Annotated in this window: 17 protein-coding genes and 1 tRNA gene; 15 read left to right on the forward strand and 3 right to left on the reverse strand. The window is 69.1% G+C overall.

The annotated features are described in order from the left end of the window. Window positions 1–19 precede the first annotated feature (19 nt). Both ACRWK7_RS02450 and dmeF read left to right on the forward strand, forming a co-directional pair. Window positions 20–96 (forward strand) — tRNA-Met (locus ACRWK7_RS02450). A 128-nt stretch (window positions 97–224) separates the two neighbouring features. Then, window positions 225–1,169: a CDF family Co(II)/Ni(II) efflux transporter DmeF gene (gene dmeF, locus ACRWK7_RS02455; protein WP_431854579.1), complete on the forward strand. Its 945-nt coding sequence runs from the start codon at window positions 225–227 to the stop codon at window positions 1,167–1,169. A 119-nt stretch (window positions 1,170–1,288) separates the two neighbouring features. Here the strand turns inward: dmeF and ACRWK7_RS02460 are convergent, their stop codons facing one another. Next, the gene (locus ACRWK7_RS02460; protein ID WP_431854580.1) at window positions 1,289–1,645 is read right to left on the reverse strand and encodes a hypothetical protein; all 357 of its coding nucleotides are present in this window, start codon (window positions 1,643–1,645) and stop codon (window positions 1,289–1,291) included. Between the two features lie 254 nt (window positions 1,646–1,899). Between ACRWK7_RS02460 and ACRWK7_RS02465 the strand changes: the two genes are divergently transcribed. The 7 genes from ACRWK7_RS02465 (at window position 1,900) to ACRWK7_RS02495 (ending at window position 10,474) form a co-directional block, all read left to right on the forward strand. Then, window positions 1,900–2,826, forward strand: a complete 927-nt coding sequence (locus tag ACRWK7_RS02465) for a hydroxymethylglutaryl-CoA lyase (RefSeq protein WP_431854581.1) — start codon at window positions 1,900–1,902, stop codon at window positions 2,824–2,826. A gap of 17 nt (window positions 2,827–2,843) precedes the next feature. Continuing rightward, on the forward strand, window positions 2,844–4,043 hold the full coding sequence (locus tag ACRWK7_RS02470) for a CaiB/BaiF CoA transferase family protein (RefSeq protein ID WP_431854582.1): 1,200 nt from the start codon (window positions 2,844–2,846) through the stop codon (window positions 4,041–4,043). 34 nt (window positions 4,044–4,077) lie between these two features. Continuing rightward, window positions 4,078–5,091: a TAXI family TRAP transporter solute-binding subunit gene (locus ACRWK7_RS02475; RefSeq protein WP_431854583.1), complete on the forward strand. Its 1,014-nt coding sequence runs from the start codon at window positions 4,078–4,080 to the stop codon at window positions 5,089–5,091. Between the two features lie 28 nt (window positions 5,092–5,119). Further along, a complete protein-coding gene (locus tag ACRWK7_RS02480) occupies window positions 5,120–7,045 on the forward strand; it encodes a TRAP transporter permease (protein WP_431854584.1) in 1,926 nt (641 codons plus the stop codon). Beyond that, window positions 7,042–7,971, forward strand: a complete 930-nt coding sequence (locus ACRWK7_RS02485) for an SMP-30/gluconolactonase/LRE family protein (RefSeq protein ID WP_431854585.1) — start codon at window positions 7,042–7,044, stop codon at window positions 7,969–7,971. The genes ACRWK7_RS02480 and ACRWK7_RS02485 overlap by 4 nt, the downstream gene beginning before the upstream one ends. A 476-nt stretch (window positions 7,972–8,447) precedes the next feature. Next, window positions 8,448–9,635, forward strand: a complete 1,188-nt coding sequence (locus tag ACRWK7_RS02490; protein WP_431854586.1) for a homocitrate synthase/isopropylmalate synthase family protein — start codon at window positions 8,448–8,450, stop codon at window positions 9,633–9,635. Then, on the forward strand, window positions 9,635–10,474 hold the full coding sequence (locus ACRWK7_RS02495) for a hypothetical protein (RefSeq protein WP_431854587.1): 840 nt from the start codon (window positions 9,635–9,637) through the stop codon (window positions 10,472–10,474). The genes ACRWK7_RS02490 and ACRWK7_RS02495 overlap by 1 nt, the downstream gene beginning before the upstream one ends. Window positions 10,475–10,551: 77 nt before the next feature. Here the strand turns inward: ACRWK7_RS02495 and ACRWK7_RS02500 are convergent, their stop codons facing one another. Next, window positions 10,552–11,925, reverse strand: coding sequence for a hypothetical protein (locus ACRWK7_RS02500; RefSeq protein ID WP_431854588.1), 1,374 nt, complete (start codon window positions 11,923–11,925; stop codon window positions 10,552–10,554). A 407-nt stretch (window positions 11,926–12,332) separates the two neighbouring features. On the opposite strand from ACRWK7_RS02500, the gene ACRWK7_RS02505 reads away from it, so the two are divergent. The 6 genes from ACRWK7_RS02505 to ACRWK7_RS02530 all read left to right on the forward strand — a co-directional run bounded on the left by ACRWK7_RS02505 (window position 12,333) and on the right by ACRWK7_RS02530 (window position 22,885). After that, window positions 12,333–13,106: a substrate-binding periplasmic protein gene (locus ACRWK7_RS02505; RefSeq protein WP_431854589.1), complete on the forward strand. Its 774-nt coding sequence runs from the start codon at window positions 12,333–12,335 to the stop codon at window positions 13,104–13,106. A gap of 286 nt (window positions 13,107–13,392) precedes the next feature. After that, entirely contained in the window at window positions 13,393–15,063 is a 1,671-nt protein-coding gene (locus ACRWK7_RS02510; protein WP_431854590.1) for a methyl-accepting chemotaxis protein, read from the forward strand. A 163-nt stretch (window positions 15,064–15,226) separates the two neighbouring features. Beyond that, a complete protein-coding gene (locus ACRWK7_RS02515) occupies window positions 15,227–18,421 on the forward strand; it encodes a carbohydrate-binding domain-containing protein (RefSeq protein ID WP_431854591.1) in 3,195 nt (1,064 codons plus the stop codon). 63 nt (window positions 18,422–18,484) lie between these two features. Then, window positions 18,485–20,014, forward strand: a complete 1,530-nt coding sequence (locus ACRWK7_RS02520; RefSeq protein ID WP_431854592.1) for a class I SAM-dependent methyltransferase — start codon at window positions 18,485–18,487, stop codon at window positions 20,012–20,014. A 69-nt stretch (window positions 20,015–20,083) separates the two neighbouring features. After that, a complete protein-coding gene (locus ACRWK7_RS02525; RefSeq protein WP_431854593.1) occupies window positions 20,084–20,737 on the forward strand; it encodes a hypothetical protein in 654 nt (217 codons plus the stop codon). Between the two features lie 108 nt (window positions 20,738–20,845). Continuing rightward, window positions 20,846–22,885 (forward strand): YgiQ family radical SAM protein, encoded by a 2,040-nt coding sequence (locus ACRWK7_RS02530; RefSeq protein WP_431854594.1) that lies wholly within the window; start codon window positions 20,846–20,848, stop codon window positions 22,883–22,885. Between the two features lie 123 nt (window positions 22,886–23,008). Here ACRWK7_RS02530 and ACRWK7_RS02535 read toward each other — a convergent pair whose 3' ends face one another. Next, complete coding sequence (locus ACRWK7_RS02535) at window positions 23,009–24,589, reverse strand: class I SAM-dependent methyltransferase (protein WP_431854595.1); 1,581 nt, start codon at window positions 24,587–24,589, stop codon at window positions 23,009–23,011.

The raw sequence follows: 24,589 nt of genomic DNA on the forward strand, positions 1-24,589 counted from the left end.
CACCAAGCCTGCGTGTTGACGCGGGGTGGAGCAGCCCGGTAGCTCGTCAGGCTCATAACCTGAAGGTCGCAGGTTCAAATCCTGCCCCCGCAACCAATCGAAAAAGCCCGCATGGCACTACGCCGTGCGGGCTTTTTTGTGCCCGCGCGGCTCTTGGACTCGTGGGCCAGCGGGCCAAGATGGCACGTAGACGCCATCCTCTCCCTCGGACCCGGGGAAACCGCATGCACAGCCATTCCTTCGACCGTTGGACGCACGACCACGTCTTTGGTCAAGATCAGCCGACGGCGGGGGAGCGGCGCACGCTCCTGGTCGTGGCGGTGACCGCCATCACCATGCTGGTGGAGATCGCCGCGGGGGTGTGGACCGGGTCGATGGCGCTGCTCGCCGACGGCGTGCACATGGCCTCGCACGTGCTGGCGCTGGGCATCGCCGCCTTCGCTTACGGCTACGCGCGCCGGCACGCACGGGATCCGCGCTACAGTTTCGGCACCGGCAAGGTCAACGCGCTGAGTGGCTTCGCCGGCGCGCTGCTGCTGGCGGTGGTTGCGGTCGGCATGGGGTGGGAGAGCGTTGTCCGTCTGGTCGAGCCCGGCGCCATCGCCTACGATCAGGCGATCCTGATCGCCATCCTCGGTCTCGTGGTCAACGCCGCGAGCGCGGTCATCCTGGCCGGCGGCGAGCATGCCCACCACGGCCATGAGCATGGGCACGGACATGAGCATGACCATGCGCACGGGGGCGAGGACCACACGCTGCGCTCCGCCTATCTGCACGTGGTCACCGACGCGCTGACCTCGGTGCTGGCCATCGTGGCGCTGCTCGGCGCCAAGCATTTCGGCGCGGTCTGGCTGGATCCGGTGATGGGTATGGTGGGCGCGGTGCTGGTGGCGGCGTGGTCGCGCGGGCTGCTGGCGCAGACGGCGCGGGTGCTGCTCGACCGGCAGGCGCCGGAGGCGGTGCGCGAGCGGGTGCGTGCGGCGCTGGAACAGGGCGACGACCGTGTCGCTGACCTGCACGTCTGGTCGATCGGGCCGGGAACTTACGCGGCGGTGATCTCGCTGGTCAGCTACGCGCCGCGGTCACCGGAGGATTACCACGCGCGCATTCCCGCGCATCTCGCGATCCGGCACGTCAGCATCGAGGTCCACCACTGCCACTGCCGGTGACCGCCGGGATCCGGCGGTCAGCGCGGCGAGGGCGGCAAATGGACGCGGCTCCGCGACGGCGCGCGGCGCCTTGTCGTTCTCTTTGAATGTTTTGAAAGGACCGGCGCGACTTGCGCCGCTTAAGTACATTGATACGCGAGGGACTGCGAACGCAGTTTCAGTTCGCCTTCCAGATAGTCGCGAAACCCCGGGGAACAGATGAGCTTGGCGATCTCCTCCTTGTCCAGGATGGGGATGAACGGGTTGTTCGATAGTTCTTCGAAAGCCGCTCTGGCCAGCAGCCAAAGATCAGGCGGAAGTGCCTTGATATAGCGGCTCAGGGCGTAGTCGTCCTCTTGCGCCATGTCGGCGCCCTCCCGCTCTGGATTGTTAAAAGCAATGACGGTGAAATGAGAATTGCGCAAAGGGGCTCCCTCGTAAATAGGGACTTGGTTAACAGCGAGGTAAAGCTGCACGCTGTTGTTGGCGCGCCACATTATACTTTCTATGTAGCCGCTCCGTTGCGCCGTCCGTCGGGTTGAACCAGGACTTCTGTATGCTGGTCATACCGCTTCCGCTTGGAATTGCAGCGTGAATTGCAAAAGCCGCTAAAAAGCGAAGAACATGGTCGCATTGACACCTTTTGCATCCCTGCCGTACAAGCCTACCCGGAAGGCGTAAGAAAATACCCAGGAATGCATAATACTCGCGTATGTAACGCTGCGAATTGGGCGTGATGATGTCCGTGGACGTGGAAATCAGCGAAGTCGGTCCGCGCGACGGCCTACAGGGCCTGAAGGCGTCCGTTCCCACCGCGGTGAAGGCCGCCTGGATCACCGCCGAGGCGGCGGCCGGGGTGCGGGAGATCGAGGTCTGCTCCTTCGTTCCGGCGAAGGTGGTGCCTCAGTTCACCGACGCCAGGGAGGTGGTGGCGCACGCCCTGTCCATCCCAGGGCTGACGGTGGCCGCGCTGGTTCCCAACCTGCGCGGCGCCAAGGACGCGGTAGCAGCCGGCGTGCACAAGATCACCTTCACGCTCTCGGCGAGCCACAGCCACAGCCTCGCCAACGTGCGCCGCACCCCGGAGGAGCAACTGGCGGAGTTCGCGCGCATCGTCGGCTTTGTGCGCGGTCTGCCCAGGGAGATGCGGCCGTTCCTGTCGGCTGGGCTGTCCACCGTGTTCGGCTGCGTTTACGAGGGCGCGGTGGATGAGGGGGCGGTGTGCCGGCTGGCGTCGGCGCTGGCAGAAGCCGGGGCGGACGACGTCAGCCTTGCCGACACCACAGGCTCGGCGCACCCGCTCCAAGTCCGCCGCGTGGTCGCGGCGGTGAAGGCGGAGATCGGCGACACGCTGACCGCGCTGCACCTGCACGACACCCGCGGCCTCGGGCTGGCCAACGTGCTGGCTGGGCTGGACGCCGGGATCCGCGCCTTCGACGCGGCGCTGGGCGGGTTGGGCGGCTGCCCCTTCGCGCCGGGGGCGCTGGGCAACATCGTCACCGAAGACCTCGTCTACATGCTGGAGGCGATGGGCCTGCGCACCGGCATCGACCTCGACCGGCTCATCGCGGCGCGGCGCGAACTCGCGGCCGCGCTGCCCGGCGAGCGCTTCGTCGGCCATCTCCACCACGCCGGGGTGCCGAAGGGCTTCCACCCCGCATCGGCCCCCATTCCCTGAGCCTCCCGGACCTCCGCATGAACAGCACCCCTTTCGACCGCACGTCTCCTCTCGCCGGCATCCGGGTGCTGGAACTGGACCACATGGTGATGGGGCCGACCTGCGGCCTCGTGCTCGCCGACCTCGGCGCCGACGTCATCAAGGTCGAGCCGATGCCCGGCGGCGACAAGACGCGCACGCTGACCGGGTCGGGCGCCGGCTTCTTCGCCACCTACAACCGCAACAAGCGCTCGATCACCGTCGACCTGACCGCGCCGGAGGGCACCGCCGTGGCGCGGCGGATCGCCGAAACCGCCGATGTGCTGGTCGAGAACCTGCGCCCCGGCTCGCTCGACAAGATGGGCCTGGGCTGGGAGGAGCTGCGGACGCTCAACCCGCGTCTGGTCTACTGCTCGCTCAAGGGCTTCCTGCCCGGCCCGTACGAGAACCGCACGGCGCTCGACGAGGTGGTGCAGATGATGGGCGGGCTGGCCTACATGACCGGCCCGCCGGGCCGGCCGCTGCGCGCCGGTGCATCGGTCAACGACGTGATGGGCGGGCTGTTCGCCGCCACCGCCATCCTCGCTGCGCTGCGCCAGCGCGACGCCACCGGCCGGGGGCAGCTGGTGCGCGCCGGGCTGTTCGAGAACAACGTCTTCCTGATGGCGCAGCACATGGCGCAGCACGCGGTGACCGGCAAGCCGGCCGCCCCGATGCCGGCCCGGCTGGCGGCCTGGGCGGTGTACGACGTGTTCACCACCAAGGACGACGCGCCGGTGTTCCTGGGCGTGGTCACCGACACGCAGTGGCGCGCCTTCTGCACCCATTTCGGGCTGAGCGACCTGCTGAACGACCCCGAGCTGGCCAGCAACCCGCAGCGGGTGGCCGCGCGCGACCGCATCATCCCGGCGGTCGCCGCGCTATGCGCCGCGCGCGGCAAGGCCGAACTGATGGAGGCGTTCGAACGCCTGGGCCTGCCCTACGCCCCCATCGTCCGCCCGGACGAGCTGTTCGACGACCCGCACCTCAACGCGTCCGGCGGGCTGCTGGACGTGACGCTGCCCTCGGGCGCACGCACGCGGCTGCCGGCGCTGCCGGTGGAGATCGGCGGCGCGCGGCCGGGCGTCTATCGCGACGTGCCCCGCGCCGGTGAGCACACCCGCGAGATTCTCGCCGAGCTGGGGCTCGGCGGGGACGACATCGACCGGCTGGCGGGGGCGGGCGTGGTCGGCCTGTAGGCCGGCGCCGCTGCCCGAGACAGGAGTGACCGACATGTTCCGATCCATCTTGCGCAAGGTGGGGCGCACCTTGGGGTTCGCGGCTCTTACGGTGCTTGCGCTGCTCCGTCCGGCCGGCGCCGCCGAGTTCGTCATGGCGACGGTGTCGCTGACCAGCGAGGACTTCCAGCTGGCCATGGCGTGGTCCGACCTGCTGGCCCAGCGCAACACCGGCATGCGCATCACTCCCGTCGCCACCGGCACGGTGAAGGGGCTGCGCAACATGGCGCAGGGCCGCGCCGACCTGTCGCTGATCGGGGCGCCGCACTACCTGGACGCGGTGAACCGCGACGGCAGCTTCAAGGAAGACCCGTCGAGCATGGTCGAGGGCTACAAGAACCTGAGGGTGCTGTTCGCCATCGACACCGGCATGGGCCAGTACGTGGTGCGCGCCGACAGCCCGATCCGCACGTTGGCCGACCTCAAGGGGCGGCGGGTCAGCATCGGCCGGCCGGGCGGCAATGCCGGGCGCGTTTCGGTCTCGTTGTTCAAGGTGCACGGCGCCGATGCCGAGCGCGGCGAGGTCCTCACCGAGTACCTGGACTACGGCCCCTCGCTCGACCGTCTGGGCAACGGGCAGATCGACGCCACGCTGGTGTGGGGCGGGCTGCCGCAGGCGGGCATCGATCAGGCCTCGCGCAACACGCCGCTGCGCTTCCTCTCGCCCGCCCCGGGCAGCCTGCCGGCGCTGCAGGGCGCGATCAGCAACGGCGCCCACTATCTCTACCGCACCATCCCGGCGGCGCGGATCAAGGAGGCCTACGGCGAGCGCGTGGCCAGCGACGGCGACGTGGTGTTCTGGACCTTCCCCTTCATGGTGATGGTGCGCGCCGACATGCCGGAGCAGACCGCCTACACGTTGTGCCGCACCTTCTGGGGTGGGGTGGACCGGGTGCGCGCCAGCTCCGCCGCGCTGGCGCTGATCGACCCTGCCAACGCCGCGGCCGGCCTGTCGGCCGAGCTGCACCCCGGTGCCCGCCGCTGCCTGAGCGACCTCGGCGCGCTCTGATCCCTTCCTCACGTCACGGAGAAGCGCCATGACCAGCCTGACCGAAGCCGCCGGCGGCGCCGCACCGACCATCGAGAGTGTGCGGCGCGGCGTCGGGGCGACGCTGTGCGCTGCGCTCGCCGCCTTCATCATCGGCTCCACCCTGTACGGCCGGCTGACCGTCTGGGTGCAGTACGAGGTGGTCCTGATGCTGGCGCTGGGCGCCCTGTTCGCGCTGCGGCCGGGGCCGCTGGCGGCGCGGCCGGCGCTGGACGCGCTGCTGGCGCTGGCGCTGACCACCGCCGGCGCCTTGGCCGGCGTCTACATGATCCTCAACTACCAGGACATCGCCGCCTATCGCGAGGGGCTGCCGAACGGCTGGGATCTGACCGCCTACGTGATCGGCACGCTGGTGGTGCTGGAGGGGGCGCGGCGTGCCGAGGGCTGGATGCTGCTGGGCGTCGTGCTGGCCGGCATCGCCTACCTGGCGTTCGGCAACCTGCTGCCGGGCTGGGCGGGGCACCGCGGCATGGGCGCGGCCGAGGTGTTCGAGCTGGCCTACAGCTCCAACGGCATCTTCGGTGTGGCGCTCGGCTCGGTGGTGGAGATCGTCTATGTCTTCGTGATCTTCGGCGTGGTGCTGCGGCTCAGCGGGGTGGGCGACTTCTTCGACTGGATCGCCGGTGCCTTGTCGATGGGGCGGCGCTCCGGTTCGGCGCAGTGCGCGATCATCGCCTCGGCGCTGTTCGGCTCGATCAACGGATCGGCGCCGGCCAACGTGGTGGCGAACGGCGCCATCACCATCTCGATGATGCACCGCGCCGGCTTCACCAAGGCCTACGCGGGGGCGGTCGAGGCCTCCTCTTCGGTGGTCGGGCAGATCATGCCGCCGGTGATGGGCGTGGGCGCCTTCATCATGGCGGAGATCACCGGCGTCCCCTACGCCAACATCATGGTGGCGGCGCTGGTGCCGTCGTTCCTGTTCATCTTCTCGCTGTCCTGCGTGACGGCGCTGGAGGCCGGCCGGCTCGGCATCAAGCCGCCGGAGGGGCTGGACGGCACCTGGACGCGGCTGCGGGTGACGCAGATGGCGGTCATGGTCGCCTCCTTCGCGGTGCTGCTGGTCATGCTGTTCGCCGGCTATTCGGTGGATCTGTGCGGCCTGGGCGCCATCGCGGCGCTGCTCGGCCTCGCCGTGCTGTTCCCGGAGACGCGGCCGAGCTGGTCGACGGTGGGCCGCATGCTGGTGGACGGTGGGAAGGAGGGGTTGAGCGTCGCCGTCGCCTGCGCCGCCATCGGCATCATCATCGGCGCGGTGTCCAGCACCGGCCTGGGCATCAAGATCAGCCAGGCCATCGTCGCGCTGGGGCAGGCCGACCTGTTCCTGGCGCTGGTCGCGGCGGCGGCGTGCGCGCTGCTGCTCGGCATGGGGTTGCCGACGGCGGCGTCCTACCTGCTGGTGGTGTTCACCGCCGGGCCGGCGCTGAGCCAACTCGGCCTGCCGGTGCTGACCACGCACATGTTCGTCTTCTACTTCGCGGTGATGTCCGCGATTACCCCGCCGGTGGCGCTGGCGGTGTTCGCCGCCGCCGCCATCGCGCAGGAGCCGGTGATCAAGATCGCCATGCACAGCCTGCGTCTGTGCACCGTCGCCTTCCTGTTCCCCTTCCTGTGGGTCTACCAGCCCGAGCTGATGCTGCAGGACCCGACGCTGGCGACGCTGCCCGCCACGATTGGCGCGCTGGCGGCGCTGACGCTGGCGGTGGTGATGCTGGCGGCGGTGCAGGTCGGCCACTTCGGCGGCCGGCTGCCGTGGGCCGAGCGGCTGGTGCTGGCGGTGTGCGCTGCGCTGATCTACGTGCCCGGGGCGCTCAGCACCGGCATCGGCTTCACTGTCGGCGGCGCCATCCTGGCGCGCCGGCTGCTGGCTTACCGCCGCCAACACCCGGATCATGAGCAGGAGGTCGCACCGTGAGTCTCTACCCGCCGCCCGAAACCGTGAAGGCGGAGGTCTTCGCCCGCCTGCCCGAGGAGTTCCGCCGCAAAGGCCGCCGCAGTTCGTGGGCCGACGCCAACAAGCGCGGTGAGGAACTGCACTCCTTCCTCGAGGGGCCGGCCTTCGACTCCCAGGGCAACCTGTGGCTGACCGACATTCCCTGGGGCCGCATCTTCCGCGTCTCACCCGACGGCGTGTTCACGCTGGTGGCGGAGTACGACGGCGAGCCGAACGGGCTGGCCTTCCATCGCGACGGCCGGCTGTTCATCGCCGACTACAAGAAGGGCATCCTGGTCCTCGACCCGGAGACCGGGCGAATCGAGCCGGTGCTGGAGCGCGCCCGCGGCGAATGTTTCAAGGGTGTAAACGACCTGGTGTTCGCCGCCAGCGGCGACCTCTACTTCACCGACCAGGGGCAGACCGGCCTGCATGACCCGACCGGCCGATTGTACCGCCTGGGCAGCGACGGCCGGCTGACCTGCCTGTTCGATACGCTGCCCAGTCCCAACGGCCTGGTTCCCAACAAGGCGGAAACCGCCATCTACGTCGCGGTCACCCGTGCCAACGCCATCTGGCGCGTGCCGTTGGCGGCCGATGGCTCCACCTCGAAGGTCGGTCTGTTCATTCAGCTGTCGGGCGGGCTGTCCGGGCCGGATGGCATGGCGCTCGATTCGGATGGCGGATTGTGGGTGGCGCATGCGGGAAATGGCTGTGTTTGGGGATTCGACATCCTGGGTGTGCCAAAATGTCGCATCCTTTCGGGCGAGGGATTGTTCACGACGAACCTCTCCTTTGGCGGAGATCTGGGCCAAACGGCTTACATCACCGAATCCGAGAGCGGAACGGTGCTGAAATGCAGCCTCACAGTGGCCGGAAAGCCTTTGTTTGGGCCATCGAATCGGTGAATTTCCCGATCTGATACAGATTTTCGAGGTGTGCGTCCAAGCGGCGCCGCACGATGCGGCGCTGCCCTCCTATTTCGTGCGTGTAACACGGATGTTGCGAATTAGGGGTTCGTAAGCGGTTTGAAATTTCCGCTCGTTACATGTCCTTGCGGTAGGGGCATACCTGTGCATGCACCAAAACTAGGTTGCATTTGTTAAAAGCGTGACATAAAAGAAGTCAACGACGTGAACGCCACCACCCAAAAGGGTGAAACGGCACCGGACGTCGCAATCATAAAAATCAAAGCGTGATTCGCAGCACCGGGCTCCCTGCAAGGGGGCTGGCGGGGCGGTCGCGTTGTGGGTTTAACCGGCCGGCGACTGCATCCTCGTCGGCGCGGAAACCACTCATTCGTTTTGAATTTGGACACTGGGCGAGCATCGCTTTCCAGAGCGCGGACGCTTGCCTTACCGATATGCGAAAGGAAGCGGGTCTCATGTCTTTGCAAAAGTGCTTCATCGTCGATTCGACCCTCCGCGAAGGCGAGCAGTTCGAACTCAGCCATTACACCCTCGCCGACAAGATCGCGATCGCTCGCGCCCTCGATTCGTTCGGCGTTGACTTCATCGAGATTTCCTCGCCCGCGGTGAGCCCCAGCGCCCGCGAGGCCTGCAAGGTGCTGACCGGCCTGAGGCTGCGCGCCCACGTTGCCGCCCATCTGCGCTGCCACATGGATGATGTCCGTCTGGCGCTGGAGTGCGGCATCACCGCCTTCAATCTGTTCATGGCCTCCTCGCCGATCCTGCGCGCCTCCAGCCACGGCCGCGGCGTCGATGAGATCGTCCGCCAAGCCACCGAGGTCGCCGCCTACATCAAGCGCGAGCGCCCCGAGGCGATCGTCCGCTTCTCCTGCGAGGACGCGTTCCGCAGCTCGCTCGACGACCTGCTGTCCATCTACGTGCCGCTGTCGAAGACCGGGCTGTTCTCGCGATTCGGCATCGCCGACACGGTTGGCGCCGCCAGCCCGCTGCGCGTCATGCAGACGCTGCAGATCGTCCGCACGGCGCTGGGCCCCGACATCGACATCGAGTTCCACGGCCACAACGATACGGGCTGCGCCACGGCGAACGCCTGGATGGCGGTCGAGGGCGGCGCCACGCACATCGACACCTGCGTCATGGGCCTGGGCGAGCGCAACGGCATCACCCGCCTGGAGGATCTGGTCGCCGCCATCTACGCGGTGGACCATGAGGCGGCGCGCGCGCGCTTCGACCTGCCGGCGCTGAAGCCGCTGGTCGAGCTGGTCGCCCGCATCGTCGGCGTCGAGGTGCCCTTCGGCGCCTGCATCGTCGGTTCCAGCGCCTTCACCCACAAGGCCGGCGTGCACTCCAAGGCGATCATCGCCAACCCGAAGACCTACGAGATCCTCGATCCGGCCGACTTCGGCCTGGAGCGCAACGTGATGATCGCCCACCAACTGGTCGGTTGGAACGCGGTCAAGGCGCGCGCCGGCCAGCTCGGCTACGACCTCGACGCCGAGGCGCTGAAGCGCATCACCGCCACGCTGAAGGACATCGCGTCGCGCCGCCGCATCACCAACGGCGACGTGGACGAGCTGATCGCCAGCGCTGCCGCCGTGAACGGCAACGACATCGACGTCACCGAGCTGAAGGCGGCCGCCTGATGAGCACGCTGCACACCGCCTCCCTTGGCCCCTCCACCGCCCCCTTCACCACCATCGCCCCCGGCATCGGCTTCGGCGGCCCGCTGCCCGGCGGCTGGCGGTCGATGGCCGACAGCGAGGTGCTGGTCCTGGTCGGCGTCACCGGCGCCGGCAAGTCCACGGCGATCGCCGCGCTGGAGCAGCGCGGCATCCGCTTCAGCCTGCTGCCCGACCGCCGCGTGGTGACTGACAAGGCGATCATCCCGCTCTACGCCGACGGGCCGGTGACCGACCGCGTGCAGCGCTTCTCGATCACCCAGCGCTTCACGCGCGACTGCCCGGGCGGCATGGCGGCGGTGCTGGCCGGGCTGGCGGCCGACGCTTCCAAGCGCGGCCTGCCGCTGGTGTTCGACGGGCTGCGCGGCGAGGCCGAGGTGGCGCATGCCGCCGAGGCGCTGCCGCGGGCGCGTTTCCTGGTGCTGACCGCGCCGGACATGGTGCGCCTGATGCGCCTGCTGAAGCGCGGTGACGCCTTCGACCGTGCGGCGCCGGGCGCCGACCTGGCCGCCGGCTCGGACTTCGAGCTGCCGGGCGCCGAGGGCATCCTGACCGACGGGGAGGTCGACCGGCTGCGGGCCGAGGTGGCCGTGGGAACGCTGGCGGCGGCCGACGTGCTGGCGAAGTTCAAGATCATCGCCGCCGAGCGCCGCAACTACGATCCTGACCGCGCGGTCGAGACGCTGATGGCCATCGCGCCGGAGCGCACCGCGGTGGTCGATACCACGGTGTCCGGCCCGGCCGAGGTCGGCTCCGTGCTGGCCCGCCTGCTGACCGACCGCCGCCAGCGCCTCGCCGCCTGACGCGGCGCGCGTCGTCACGAAAAAGAGCCGCCGGCTTCCGCAAGGGGGCCGGCGGCTTTTTTCGCGCGCCGTGTGCCCTACCGCACCGCCGCGTCGAGCAGCGCCAGCAGGCCGGCGCTGGCCGCGCCGACCAGCAGCGCGGTGGCCAGGTTGCGGCTGAACACCAGCTTCGGGTAGGGCACGTGGAACATCTGGCTGGCCACCATCACCGTCACCCCGACGGGCGAGATGGTCACCGCCAGGCTCCAGCCGATGATCAGCGCCTCGGCCAGCGACAGCCGTGCCACCGCGTCCGGCAGGTTGCCGAACACGCCGAGCAACACCGAGGCGGAGATCGCCGGGTGCAGCCCGAGCGCGCCGGCCAGCAGCATGATGGCGATCACCGCCAGCAGCAGCGGGAACGGCGGCAGCCCGACCAGCAGCGGCGCCACCGTGGGCGCGAAGCCCGGCAGTCCGGTCAGCACCGCCGCGAAGATGTTGGCCGCCGCCACCAGCAGCAGCTCGTCGCTGCCGTAGACGATGCCGCCCAGGCTGGTCTTCAGGAGCGGCTCCGCCTGCTCGCGGCCCATGGGCACTAGGAGCACCGCGCTCAGCAGCGGCACGCCGACCACCACCGCGCCCATGGCGCCGATGCCGGTGAGCCACATGATCGCGACGAACACCGCGGCGATCAGCGCCGAAATCGGCACCAGCGGCAGCAGGCCGTAGAGGATGCGCACCAGACTGCGCGGCCCGGTGCCGGCCACCGCGAGGTCGGCGGCCAGCGCCAGCACCGCGCAGGCGAGGCCCAGCAGGATCACCGAGCCCGCCGACACGTCGTGCATCTGGTGGGTGACGTAGGCGACGCCGACGAAGAACGGTGACCAGAACGCGGCGAAGCTGATGCCGCGCACCGAGGCCAGCGCCGCCTCGCGCCGGCCGCGCTCCTGGACGTCGGTTCGCATCAGCGGCGCCAGCACCGCGTGTGCGCCGAAGGACAGGAAGCTGCCGATCCCGAAGGCGCCGACCAGGAAGCCGCCCTCCACCTGCCGCGGATCGAGCGGGGCGAGCCGGGCGCGCACCTCGCGGATCGCCTGGCCGGCGTGCGCGATGGTGCGCAGCAACTGCAGCACGCACAGGAAGGCGCCCAGCAGCATGGCGTTGTGAAGCCCCTGCCAGATCGGCCACGGGTTCCCGACCGCCCAGGTCACCGCGGCGACCGCTGCGGCCAGCAGGGCGAACAGCACCCTCGTGGTGCGCCGCGCCCGCACCACCGCGGGTGGGATGACCAGCGCCAGCAGCACCGCCGCGAGGTCGCCCAGCGGCCCCGCCCAGGGCGGCACCAGGAGTGCGACGAATTGCAGCGCCGTCAGCCCGATCAGCAGGATCTGGATCGGCCGCACGATGGCGCGCTGCAGCGGCGACGCGTGCTGGGCGCTGGGAAGCGCCGTCTGCCTATCGGACGTGGTCATGGTGTCGTTGGCCGTCTGTCGTTCGCAGCGATCGCATATTCCTGTATGCAACCCAAGCGGAAGCATAATAGATAGAATTGCATCCATTCATATAGAATGATTTAACCCGTTCGTCGTAATGGTAGGCGATCTCTTGCGGATTTTGCTCCCTCGGTGCGAGGGGCGGAGCCGGCGGGGGCGATGGTCGGATGAAGGTCGGAGGTCTGTGCTCTCCCTTGGAATGATGGTCCGTTCCGCTGCTGACGTGATAATGCGAAAACACCGCGACGTTTTGTCTCCTAATTCGGGTGGCGAACGTACGCATGCACCGCATAAAGTTGCGAAAACCGTGCAGCGATCGCGTCAATTCTGAACGGCCTCGCTGATTGTACGCCAACAGACAAAACACGCCACGGAAGGTGAGCCGCATGTTCGAGATGAAAGACTTGGGCCGTGTGACGACCCCGTTCCGCACCGTCGCCCGCGTGGCGGCCGCCGGTGCGCTGCTCCTCGGCCTGCTGGGGGCCGGACCGGCGTCGGCCCAGGTGACTCGCGTCGTCACCGCCAACTTCGCACCGTTGACCGACAACTCGTCGCCGGACAAGAAGGGCCTGCTGCACGACCTCGTCCGCGAGATGATGAAGCTCCAGAAGGTCGATAAGCCCATCGAGTTCATGGCGTGGCCGGATGCGGTGGCGGAAGCCGACGCCAAGCCCGGCACCATGTTCTTCCCGGTCACCCGCAGCAAGGACCGCGAGGACAAGTACCTCTGGCTGACCAAGATCTTCGACATGGACCGCTCCTTCGTCGGGCGGCCGGGCAGCGCCCCGATCAACACGGTGGACGACGCCAAGCGCCTGAAGGGTGTTGGTACCACGGTCAACAGCGCCTCGCTCTCCTTCCTGAAGCAGAAGGGCCTGACCAACATCGTCGAGTTCCCCACCTCGCGCGAGCTGATGCAGGGTCTGTTGGACGGCAAGGTCGATGTGGCCTACCAGCCCAACCCGTTCTGCAAGACCGACTGGAAGGCGGCCGGCGGCCAGGGCGCACTGGTCTTCGGCGAGCCGCAGGAGCGTTCCGCCGCCTATCTCGCGGCCAACAAGGCGTCGAGCCTGAATCCGGCGGACTGGCAGGAGGCGCTGAAGGTCCTGGAACAGGCCGGCGACTTCGAGCAGCTGCTCAAGCTCTACGGCATGGAGTGACGCAGCGGACGGGCGGTTTCGACCGCCCGTCTCCGTTTCCGGCGTCGGGTTGTCCGGCTCTCTGAATGCTGTTGCATGAACGGATGTTTGTTCGATTTTCAGAATTTCTGACGGACTTGCAAGAATATACTGGCCATATGTGCTGATTTGCTTTCGTAATTGAGGGTGTTATCGTGGTGCATTGAGTTTTATTATCATCGCGCCGATGCTGTACTTACTTCGTTCCGGCCGGGCGTTTATTTTGTGATGCCGTGGCCGTGACACTCTGTCCTGGGGGAAGTCTGTGATGTCGATGGACGGTTTGACGGAAGCGGCCCCGAAAGGCCTGTTCTTCATGCGCAGCATCAGCCAGAAGATCATCGTCTGGGTGGTGCTCCTGCTGGCGCTGGGCCTCGGCAGCCTGATCACCTATCAGGCGATGAAGGTGCGCGAGCTGGCGCTGACGGTCTTCGACCAGGGTTCGACGCAGGTGACCCGGCTCCTGGGCGACAACATGGCGTCGGCGGTCAAGTACGCCCGCACCGAGGCGATCAAGGGCTCCTACGCCGAGGTGGCGCAGAACGCACAGGCCGGGCTCGACGCCGTGCTGGTGCTGGACAAGTCCGGCAAGCCGCTCGACAGCTACACCCGCGCCGGCGTCGATGCCGCGGCGGTCGCCCGCTTCGCCGAGGGAACCCGCGCGCGCGCCGAGAGCGGCGCGGTCGTCCAGTCCACCGACACGCAGACGCTGGTGATCACGCCGGTCGTCTCCGGCACCCAGCGCGAGCGCGTCGGCTATCTCGCCGCGGCGTGGAGCCGCAAGGCGGTGGTCGATCAGATCGCGTCGGACACCGAGACCTCGGTCATCATTTCGCTGGCGGTGGTGGTGGTGCTGGTGCTGGCGCTGTACGTGCTGGTCCGCCGCATCGTCATCACGCCGACGCTGGAGATCAGCACGGCGATGCAGATGATCTCCGACAACAACCTGGACATCCGGCTGAGCTGCCTGAAGCGCGCCGACGAGATCGGCACCATCGCCCGCGCCGTCGGGGTGTTCCGCGACAGCACCGCCAAGGTCCGCGTGCTCAACGAAGAGCAGGAGCGCACCAAGGCCGAGGCGGAGGCCGCCCGCAAGACGCTGATGGCCCAACTGGCGCAGGACTTCGAGGCCAACGTCTCGACCCTGGTCGAACGGGCGCTGATGGCGGCCAGCGAGATGGGCGAGTTCGCCCACACCCTCGCCAAGCGCGTGGCCGAGGCCGAGAAGGGCGCGGTGGAGATCGCCAGCGCTACCTCCCACACCATGGAGAACGTCGGCAGCATCGCCTCGGCCACCGAGCAGCTGTCGGCCACCACCGCGGAGATCTCGCAGCGCATCACCCAGTCGGTGGAGGGCGCGCGCAACACCGCCGAGGCGGCCGACCAGACCAGCCACACCATCGAGGCGCTGGCCAACCAGGCGCTGCGCATCGGCGACATCGTCAAGCTGATCAACGACATCGCCAGCAAGACCAACCTGCTGGCGCTGAACGCGACCATCGAGGCGGCGCGGGCCGGCGACGCCGGCAAGGGCTTCGCGGTGGTCGCCTCGGAGGTCAAGCAGCTGGCCAACCAGACCGCCAAGGCGACCGAGGACATCACGCAGCAGATCAACGGCGTGCAGTCCTCCACCCAGCGCGCCGTGGACGAGATCAAGTACATCTCCAAGGTCGCCGAGGGTGCCCGCGAGATCGCCACCGGCATCGCCGCCGCGGTCGAGGAGCAGAACATCACCACGCACGAGATCTCGCGCGCCGCCAACCACGCGGCCACGGGCACCCAGGCGGTCGCCACCAACATCGACCTGGTGACCGGCGAGGTGGTGGACGCCAGCCACATGGCCAAGGACCTGCTGGACGCCACCCGCAAGGTGTCGGAGCAGTTCAACCTGCTGCGCCAGCAGGTGAGCAACTTCATCAGCCACGTCCGCGCGGCCTGAGCCCCTGCTTTCGGGAAAGCCCGCCGGGCGGCATGCCCGGCGGGCGTTTTCGTGTCCCCCCCATTGCCCCGCACTGGTCACGGCCGGCGGGGCGATGACGCACAAATGTCCGACGAACGCCATCATTCTCGCCTGCGTTGAAAACCACGCAAGGAATTGACCGATGGCTACGACCACCACGGGCCTCGCCGACGCCAAGATCGTCGTGAACGCCTATGGCACGTCCGCCGGAGGCATCTGGCCGCACTTCCGCCTGCTGGTGGACGGCAAGGACGCCGGCCAGGCGACGGTGAGCACCACGAACCCGAGCGCCTACAGCTTCACCACCCAGGTCGCCGCCGGGCAGGCGCACACCGTCCAGGTCTATTTCGACAACGACGCCAGCGTGAACGGCGAGGATCGCAACCTGCTGGTCCGCTCGGTCGTGGTGAACGGCAACACGCTGTCGCCGACCCAGGCCGTCTACGACCGCTACGCCCTTGACGGGCAGGACACGGTGCCGGGCCAGGAAGGCATGTGGTGGGAAGGGGCGCTGAACTTCAGCACGCCCGCCAGCTTCTACCCGGCGGCGGCCACCACGCCGACCTCCCCGACCCCGACCACGCCGACCACGACGTCCGGCCAGTCGACCATCGTGGTGAACGCGGCGGGCTCGCTGGCGGCCGGAGTCGGCGCGCACTTCAACCTGCTGGTGGACGGCGTGAAGGTGGGTGAGGGCACGACCACCACCACGGCCAAGGACTTCACCTTCACCACCAACGCCGCGCTGGGCGCCGGCCACAAGGTGCAGGTGCAGTACGACAACGACACCAGCGGCCGCGACCTGTTCGTCAACAAGATCACCATCAACGGCAAGGCCGTGGCGCCGACCGACTCCGTCGTCAGCTACGACAAGGGGGCGCTGGACGGCAAGGATGTGGTCGCCGGCCAATCCAGCCTGTGGTGGAACGGCACGCTGGTGGTGAACGCCGATTCCTCGTTCTTCCCGGTGGCGAGCACGCCGACGACTCCGACCACGCCCACCACCGGCGCGTCCACCATCGTGGTCAACGCGCTGGGCACGCCGTACAACGGCGTCAACGCGCACTTCAACCTGCTGGTCGATGGCGTGAAGGTGGGCGAGGGCACCGCCGGCACCGCGGCCAAGGACTTCACCTTCACCACCAGCGCGGCGCTGGGCACCGGCCACAAGGTACAGGTGCAGTACGACAACGATTCCGGCAGCCGCGACCTGATCGTCAACAAGATCACCGTGAACGGCCACGCCTACGCGCCGACCGACTCGGCGGTGACCTACGACAAGGGTGCCCTGGATGGCAAGGACGTGGTCGCCGGGCAGTCCGGGATGTGGTGGAACGGCACGCTGGTGGTGAACGCCCCGGCCAGCGACTTTCCCACCGGCACCACGACGCCGACCACGCCCACCACCCCGGCGCCGACCGGCCCGGCGTTCTACGTGGCGACGAACGGCAAGGACACGTGGTCGGGTAAGCTGGCGGCGCCCAACGCCGACGGCACCGACGGCCCGTTCGCCACGCTGCAGGCGGCGCAGCGCGCCATGCGCGCCAGCGACATCGACACCACCTACGTGCGCGGCGGCGACTACTACATGAAGGACCAGCTTTGGCTGGACGGCAGTGATTCCGGCGTCCGCTTCGCCGCCTACGGGTCCGAGAAGCCGGTGTTCCACGGCGGCACGCTGATCGACAATTGGGTGTCGCGCGGCAACGGGCTGTGGAGCGCGCAGCTGCCGGCCGGCTCGAAGCCGGTGCTCGACCTCTCCATGGACGGGCAGCGCCAGACGCTGGCGCGCACGCCGAACGAGGATCCGACGCACCCCATCGACGGCGGCTGGCTGATCGCCGACAAGGCGGCGTCGGGCACCGGCACCAACCAGATCACCTTCAAGGCGGGCACGGTTCCCACCTTCGCCGACACCAAAGGGTTGATGGTCAGCGCCTTCGGCCAGCACGGCTACGACGACGTGCTGGTGCCGGTGACCGGCATCGACTACACGCGCAACGTGATCACGCTGGGCAGCGGCAGCTGGGACGGCTTCGGCGAGGGCAGCCGCTTCTATATCTACAACGCCAAGGACCAGCTGGACGCCAACCGGGAGTGGTTCTACGACTCCGCCTCGAACCAGATCCTGTTCCGGCCGGAGGGCGGTACGCCGGCCGGTCACAAGGTGGTCGCGGCGCAGCTTGACGTGCTGTTCGGCATGGGGGGCGCGAAGAACGTCACCATCGAGGGGCTGACCATCGCCGACGGCGGTCCGACCGGCCATGGCCTCTACGCCCAGAACGCCGACGGCCTGGTGTTCAAGAACAACACGGTGCTGAACACCGGCTACGGCATCACCGTGCAGACCAGCCCGAACGCCAAGGTGACCGGCAACAGCTTCGACCACACCGGGCGCGAGGCGGTGTTCGTCAAGATGGGGTCCAACTTCGCCGACGTCTCGAACAACACGGTCGAGTACGCCGGCGCGGTAGACCGCGGCAGCGACGGCATCTGGGTGAACGGCAGCTCCGACGTGACCGTCTCCCACAACCTGATCGAGCACACCGCCGGCAAGGCGATCGCCGTGGGCTCGGTGCAGATCACCGGCGACGAGACCTACCGGGCGACGGTGACCTACAACGAGGTCGTGGACTCCAACCGCGAGACCAGCGACGGCGGCGGCATCTACCTGATCAACCGCCAGCAGACCGCCACCGGCCACGTCGTCGCCTACAACGACGTGTCGGACACCAGCGCCTTCGGCAACGTGCGCTGGGACGGCTCGGTCTCGCCGACGTGGCTGGACCCGAAGCAGCTGGTCAGCTGGGGCGTCTACCTGGACGACTGGACCAGCGGCGCCACGGTGAAGGGCAACTACGTGCACGGCAACCTGGGCGGCGTGTTCCTGCACGGCGGCTGGAACAACACGGTGTCCAACAACATCATCGCCGGCAACGACGGCCGCGAGATCGGACTGCAGCAGAGCGTCGGCTACGGCGGCTGGAAGGGCACGCCGATGTCCGGCAACGACTTCCACCACAACGTCATCGACGCCACCAACCAGGGGCTGGTGGTCGCCATCGACGGGCCGAAGAATGCCGGCACCTTCCACGACAACGACTACGCCTACCTCGACGCCGCGGCGAAGCTGTTCCAGGTGTGGCCGCAGGCGATGGCGGGCACGCAGGGCACGCTGGCCGAGTGGAAGGCGGCGGGGTACGACGCCAACTCGCTGACGCTCAACCCTCTGTTCACCAACCCGGGGGCGGGCGACTACACGCTGGCATCGGCCTCGCCGATGTATCAGCACGGGTTCGAAGCGATCCCCATGGACCAGATCGGCCTGTTGCACTGATCGGTGCGGCGCACCCTTCCGGTTTGTGATAGTCAGGACAGGCCATCACAACCGGGGGGATCCATGGCGGAGTGGAGCGCGGGCTATGTCGCCGACATCGAGTACGAGCCGGGCCTGTTCCGCCAGCAGGCCCCGGCGCACCTCGACCTCGTCTGCCTGCTGAACGGCCTGGAGCCGCCGCAGGCCGGCGAGGACTTCGCGTGGTGCGAGCTGGGCTGCGGCCAGGGCGTCACCGCCAACGTCATCGCCGCCGCCAACCCGAAGGCCACGGTCCACGCCGTCGACTTCCACCCCGCCCACATCGCCCGCGCCCGGGCCACGGCCAAGGCCGCCGGGCTGGGGAACGTCACCTTCCACGAGACCAGCTTCGAGGATCTGGCGGCCGGCGCCGGGCCGGCCCTGCCGGCCTTCGACTACATCACCCTGCACGGCGTCTACAGCTGGGTGGGAACTGAGACCAAGCGGGCGATCGTCCGCTTCCTCGCCCGTGCGCTGAAGCCGGGTGGAGCGGCCTACATCACCTACAACACGCTGCCCGGCTGGTCGAACCAGATCCCCTTGCAGCGCCTGCTGCTGGAATACGCCCGCACGATGCCTGGCCGCAGCGACCACGCCGTGCTCAAGGCGCTCGACTTTGCCGAGGCGCTGTCCGGCACCGGCGCCGGGGCGGCTGGCGACGCCGAGCTGTTCAAGCGCCTGCGCGACCCGTCCACCCACCCGACCTACCTCGCGCACGAGTACCTGAACGGCAGCTGGCAGCCGCTGCTGCACGCCGACGTGGCGCGCGATCTGGCGGCGGCGAAGCTGAGCTACGCCGGCTCCGCCCACATGTTCATGAACGAGCCGTCACTGATGCTGAGCGCGGAGCAGCGCGCGCTGCTGGACGGCATCGCCGACCCGGTGCTGCGCGAGAGCTTCGCCGACTATTGCGACGTGGAGCGGCACCGCTGCGATGTCTTCGTCCGCGGCGCCCGACCGCTGCCCCCGGCGCTGCGCGAGGCGCGGCTGCGCGATTTCGGGCTGGCGCTGATCGGCCCCATCGGCTTTCCCCACACCATCGACGGCAAGGGTACGCCGCTGGTGCTGGAGGAGCGCGTCTACGGCCCGATCATCGCGGCGCTGGGCAGGGGCGCGCACCGAATCGGCGACCTGCTCGATCTGCCGGAGGTGCGGGTGGCCGGGCCACCGCCGGCGCGCCAGCTGGCGCTGGCGCTGGTCGGCGCCGGCGCAGCGCTGGCGACGCGCGGGCTGGACGCGGCACCGCTGGAGTCGGTGCTGCGCTTCAACCGCGCGCAGGTCGCCGAAGCCCTTGCGGCGGAGGCCCCGGTGGCTTGGCTGGCGTCGTCGGTTGGCGGCGCCGGCCTGCACACCGACGCGGCGGGGGCGCAGCTCTACCGCGCGATTCTGGAGGGTGCGCCGACCGACCCGCCGCTGCTGGTCGACCACCTGCTCGGCCCCCTGCGGGTGACCGACTTCATGAACGACCCGGCCGCTCTGCAGGCCAACGCGCAGCGCCGCGCGCAACTCGCCCAGCGGCTTGACCGGGCGGCGCGCTTCGAGTGGCCGGCTTGGCGGCGACTTGGCATGATCTGACCAGGGGAATAAGTGGGCGCCGTGTGGCGTCCTGCGTGGGACGGACAACGACGAACGGGGGAAACAATCATGAAGCGGACGATTCTCGCGGCGGCCCTGCTGCTCGCCGCCACCGGCGGCGCCCAGGCGCAGCAGAGCACCATGAGCTTCTTCGTCACCAGCGTCGGTTCCGGCAAGGGCGCCGACCTCGGCGGGCTGGAGGGCGCGGACCGCCACTGCCAGCAGCTGGCCACCGCGGCCGGGGCGGGCGGCAAGACGTGGCGCGCCTACCTCAGCACCCAGGCGACGGGCGGCCAGCCGGCGGTGAACGCCCGCGACCGCATCGGCAAGGGCCCGTGGACCAACGCCAAGGGCGAGGTGATCGCCAAGAGCGTCGAGGACCTGCACGGGCCGAGCAACAACCTGACCAAGCAGACGGCGCTGACCGACAAGGGCGCGGTGGTCAACGGCGGCGGCGACCAGCCGAACACGCACGACATCCTTACCGGCTCGCAGCCGGACGGCACCGCCTTCGCCGGCAGCCAGGACATGACCTGCGGCAACTGGACCAAGAGCGGGACCGAAGGCGCGGCGATGCTCGGCCATCACGACCGCCGGGGCCTGGACGAGTCGCCGCCGGCCAAGTCCTGGAATTCCTCGCACGCCTCGCGCGGCGGCTGCAGCCAGGACGCGCTGAAAAGCACCGGCGGGGCAGGGCTGCTGTACTGCTTCGCGGCGAACTGAGGACAAATCGCCCCCATACCTCCTGTTATCTTTTGAACCGGGCGGCGGACGCGCTATCTGATGGCGGACGAGGTACCCCACGGGGCCTCTCCGCCACCGGAAAGCCGTATGTCGACCGCCAAGGACATCTTCTCTTACCGCCAGCACTGGGCGCACCGCTTCGGCACGGCGTCCTTCCTGCCGACCTCGCGCGCCGAGATGGACGCGCTCGGCTGGGACAGCTGCGACGTCATCGTCGTCACCGGCGACGCCTACATCGACCACCCCAGCTTCGGCATGGCGATCATCGGGCGGCTGCTGGAGGCGCAGGGCTTCCGCGTCGGCATCATCGCGCAGCCGGACTGGCAGACGGCCGAGCCGTTCAAGATCCTGGGCAAGCCCAACCTGTTCTTCGGCGTCACCGGCGGCAACATGGACTCCATGGTCAACCGCTACACGTCCGACCGGCGGCTGCGCCACAACGACAGCTACACGCCGAACGACGAGGGCGGCAAGCGCCCCGACCGCGCCGCCATCGTCTACTCGCAGCGCTGCCGCGAGGCCTACAAGGACGTCCCCATCGTCCTGGGCGGCATCGAGGCGTCCCTGCGCCGCATCGCCCACTACGACTACTGGTCGGACAAGGTGCGCCGCTCCGTCCTGGTGGACGCCAAGGCCGACATCCTGCTGTACGGCAACGCCGAGCGCGCCATCGTCGAGGTGGCGCACCGCGCCGCGGCGGGCGAGGCGCCGCGCGCCATGCAGGACATCCGCGGCACCGCCTTCCTGCGCGACGCGGTGCCGGAGGGCTGGAGCGTGGTGGACGCCGCGGCGGCCGTCGAGGATGGCGAGGCTCTGAACCCGCGCCGCGACGAGCCGGAGCACACCGTGGTGCGCCTGCCGTCCTACGAGCAGGTGGCGGCCGACCCGGTGCTGTACGCCCAGGCGTCGCGCGTGCTGCACCAGGAGGCCAACCCCGGCAACGCGCGGGCGATGGTGCAGCGGCACGGCGACAAGGAACTGTGGCTGAACCCGCCGCCGATCCCGCTGAGCACGCCGGAGATGGACGGCGTCTTCGGCCTGCCCTACGCCCGCGCCCCCCACCCGAGCTACGGCGACGCCCGCATCCCGGCGTGGGAGATGATCCGCTTCTCGATCAACATCATGCGCGGCTGCTTCGGCGGCTGCTCCTTCTGCTCGATCACCGAGCACGAGGGGCGGGTGATCCAGAGCCGCTCGCAGGATTCGATCCTGCGCGAGATCGAAGAGATCCGCGACAAGACCAAGGGCTTCACCGGCCACATCTCCGACCTGGGCGGGCCGACCGCCAACATGTACCGCCTCGCCTGCAAGGACGACGCGATCCAGCGCACCTGCCGCCGGCCGTCCTGCGTCTACCCCGACATCTGCAAGAATCTCGGCACCGACCACAGCCATCTCATCGAGCTGTACCGCAAGGCACGCGCGGTGAAGGGGGTGAAGAAGATCTCCATCGCGTCGGGCCTGCGCTACGACCTCGCGGTCAAGAGCCCGGAGTACGTGAAGGAGCTGGTGAAGCACCACGTCGGCGGCTACCTGAAGATCGCGCCGGAGCACACCGAGGCCGGGCCGCTGTCCAAGATGATGAAGCCGGGCATCGGTGCCTACGACAGCTTCAAGCGCATGTTCGAGCAGGCGGCGAAGGAGGCGGGCAAGAAGCTCTACCTCATTCCTTACTTCATCGCCGCGCACCCCGGCACCAGGGACGAGGACATGATGAACCTCGCGCTGTGGCTGAAGCGGAACGGCTTCAAGGCCGATCAGGTGCAGACCTTCCTTCCCAGCCCGATGTCGGTGTCGGCGGCGATGTACCACACCGGGCGGAACACGCTCCGCCCGATCCGCCGCGTCGGCGGCGAGACCGTGGAGGCGGCCAAGGGGCTGAAGCAGCGCCGGCTGCACAAGGCGTTCCTGCGCTACCACGACCCGGAGAACTGGCCGGTGCTGCGCGACGCGCTGAAGGCGATGGGCCGCACGGACCTGATCGGGCCGGGGCCGCAGCACCTCGTGCCGGCGTGGCAGCCGGCGGGGACGGGGAAGGGTGCGTGCGCCAGGAAGGGCGGCGGGACGCCGTTCTTCACGCAGCAGGCCGGGGCGGGGCGGCGGCGGATGCCGCAGAAGGCGCGGTAGTCTCCCTCCCCCGCCTCTGGTGGGGGAGGGAAGGGGCCCACGAAGTGGGAAGGGTGGGGGCTACGGCCTGCCCGGAAACAACTGGCCCCCACCTAACCTCCCCCGCCGGAGGCGGGGGAGGGACTATTCTGCGATCCCCAGCCCCTTCAACCACCCCCGCTGCCCGCCGACGAACCCTTCGTACAGCCGCGCCAGCTCCGCGACGTTCTCGGCGTCCGTTTGCAGTTCCTCGCCATCCCGCCGCAACTTCTTGCCGCGCTCGCGCAGCACCATCCACGCGAAGGCCGCCGGCTCCTCCCCACGCGCCTCGGCGAGCAGGAACAGCCGCTCCAGCAGCCCGACCACCATGCCGGTCCCCAACTCGGGCGAGGCCAGCTGCCGGATCCCCGGATCGAACCGGTTGCGTTCCAGCACCGCGGAGTTGAAGCGCGCCACGCGCCGTGCGTCGATGCCCTCGGGCACCGGCACCACGGCGCCGCCGAGCAGCGCGATGGTGCGCAGCACGTCCTCAAGGCTGTGCGCCTTCAGGTCCCCCATCAGCGCGTCCAGCGTCTGCGGGCCGCCGGCCAGAGCCTCGGCCAGCGGGGCGGCGGCCGGGAGGTCGATGTGGCCGGTCGGCGCGCTCACCCGTTCCGGCACCTCGCCGCGCGGCACCGGGAGGCCGACGCGCAGCGCGCGCAGGCTCTGTTCGCGCTCGGCCGCGGACAGGCGGAGCGCGCCCTTGACGAACACGTCGCGGCGGAAGCGCCGGTCGGTCAGGTAGTCGCGCAGAGTCTCGCGCAGCGCCGGGTCCGCCGCCTCGTTCAGCAGGGCGAGGCCCGGTGCGCTGACCATGGCGTCGTCCACGTGGTCGGCCAGCGTCGCCGAGGTCGCGTACTCCAGCTTGGCGGCGGCCAGCTCGCGGGCGACGTCGGCGTGGTAGAAGGGCGTCCAGTCGCGGTTCAGGTACTCGTGCGCGATGTAGCCGTCGGACTTGCCGTCCAGGCTCTCCAGGTGGGCGAGCGCGCCCGGCACCCGGTCGAACCAGCCCTCGCCGAGCCGCGCCATGCGCGCGGCGAAGCCCAGCGCCTTGCCGATGCGGTCCGGAAGCGGGCCGGAACCGGACGCGGTGTGCTCCACCAGCAGCTTGCGCAGCGGCGTGTGCGCCGCCCAGCCGGGCAGGCAGTTGTAGCTGACGTAGACCACCCCGCCCGGCTTCAGCCGGCGGCGCAGGATGTCGAGCAGAATGCGGCGGTTGTCGGCGCTCACCCAGGTCCACACGCCGTGCAGCGCGACGATGTCGAGGTCGGGGCCGCCGCGCTCCGCGTATTCCGCGAAGCTGTCCTCCAGGAAGGTGGCGTTGGCGTTGCCGGCCTTGGCTGCAAGATCGCGGGCGTCGGCGATGTGGGCGGGCAGGAAATCCACCGCCTCGAACCGCGCCTGCGGGTGCACGCCGGCCAGCAGGTTGCTGGTCAGCCCCTGCCCGCAGCCGAGTTCGGCGTAGGTGAAGGGTTCCGACAGGTCGGGCGGGCGGACGCCCGCCAGCAGCAGTGCGAAGCTCAGGTGCGCCGGCGTCATCTCGGCGTAGAAGGAGTGGACGTAGGCGATCTCGCCGACGTAGCCCTCGGTCCAGGTCTGCATGCACTCCACATAGCGCCGTGCGGGCGTGAGGGGAAGCGCCGGCACCGCCTCAAGACTGTTGGTCAAGCGGGCGCGGTGGTGCAT

This window comes from Azospirillum sp. (assembly GCF_050789165.1).

Bases quoted from the DNA above. Each gene is read 5' to 3' on its own strand.
- dmeF (WP_431854579.1), top strand. From the start codon at position 225: ATGCACAGCCATTCCTTCGACCGTTGGACGCACGACCACGTCTTTGGT.
- ACRWK7_RS02460 (WP_431854580.1), bottom strand. From the start codon at position 1,645: ATGTGGCGCGCCAACAACAGCGTGCAGCTTTACCTCGCTGTTAACCAA.
- ACRWK7_RS02470 (WP_431854582.1), top strand. From the start codon at position 2,844: ATGAACAGCACCCCTTTCGACCGCACGTCTCCTCTCGCCGGCATCCGG.
- ACRWK7_RS02475 (WP_431854583.1), top strand. From the start codon at position 4,078: ATGTTCCGATCCATCTTGCGCAAGGTGGGGCGCACCTTGGGGTTCGCG.
- ACRWK7_RS02480 (WP_431854584.1), top strand. From the start codon at position 5,120: ATGACCAGCCTGACCGAAGCCGCCGGCGGCGCCGCACCGACCATCGAG.
- ACRWK7_RS02490 (WP_431854586.1), top strand. From the start codon at position 8,448: ATGTCTTTGCAAAAGTGCTTCATCGTCGATTCGACCCTCCGCGAAGGC.
- ACRWK7_RS02495 (WP_431854587.1), top strand. From the start codon at position 9,635: ATGAGCACGCTGCACACCGCCTCCCTTGGCCCCTCCACCGCCCCCTTC.
- ACRWK7_RS02500 (WP_431854588.1), bottom strand. From the start codon at position 11,925: ATGACCACGTCCGATAGGCAGACGGCGCTTCCCAGCGCCCAGCACGCG.
- ACRWK7_RS02505 (WP_431854589.1), top strand. From the start codon at position 12,333: ATGTTCGAGATGAAAGACTTGGGCCGTGTGACGACCCCGTTCCGCACC.
- ACRWK7_RS02510 (WP_431854590.1), top strand. From the start codon at position 13,393: ATGTCGATGGACGGTTTGACGGAAGCGGCCCCGAAAGGCCTGTTCTTC.
- ACRWK7_RS02515 (WP_431854591.1), top strand. From the start codon at position 15,227: ATGGCTACGACCACCACGGGCCTCGCCGACGCCAAGATCGTCGTGAAC.
- ACRWK7_RS02520 (WP_431854592.1), top strand. From the start codon at position 18,485: ATGGCGGAGTGGAGCGCGGGCTATGTCGCCGACATCGAGTACGAGCCG.
- ACRWK7_RS02525 (WP_431854593.1), top strand. From the start codon at position 20,084: ATGAAGCGGACGATTCTCGCGGCGGCCCTGCTGCTCGCCGCCACCGGC.
- ACRWK7_RS02530 (WP_431854594.1), top strand. From the start codon at position 20,846: ATGTCGACCGCCAAGGACATCTTCTCTTACCGCCAGCACTGGGCGCAC.
- ACRWK7_RS02535 (WP_431854595.1), bottom strand. From the start codon at position 24,589: ATGCACCACCGCGCCCGCTTGACCAACAGTCTTGAGGCGGTGCCGGCG.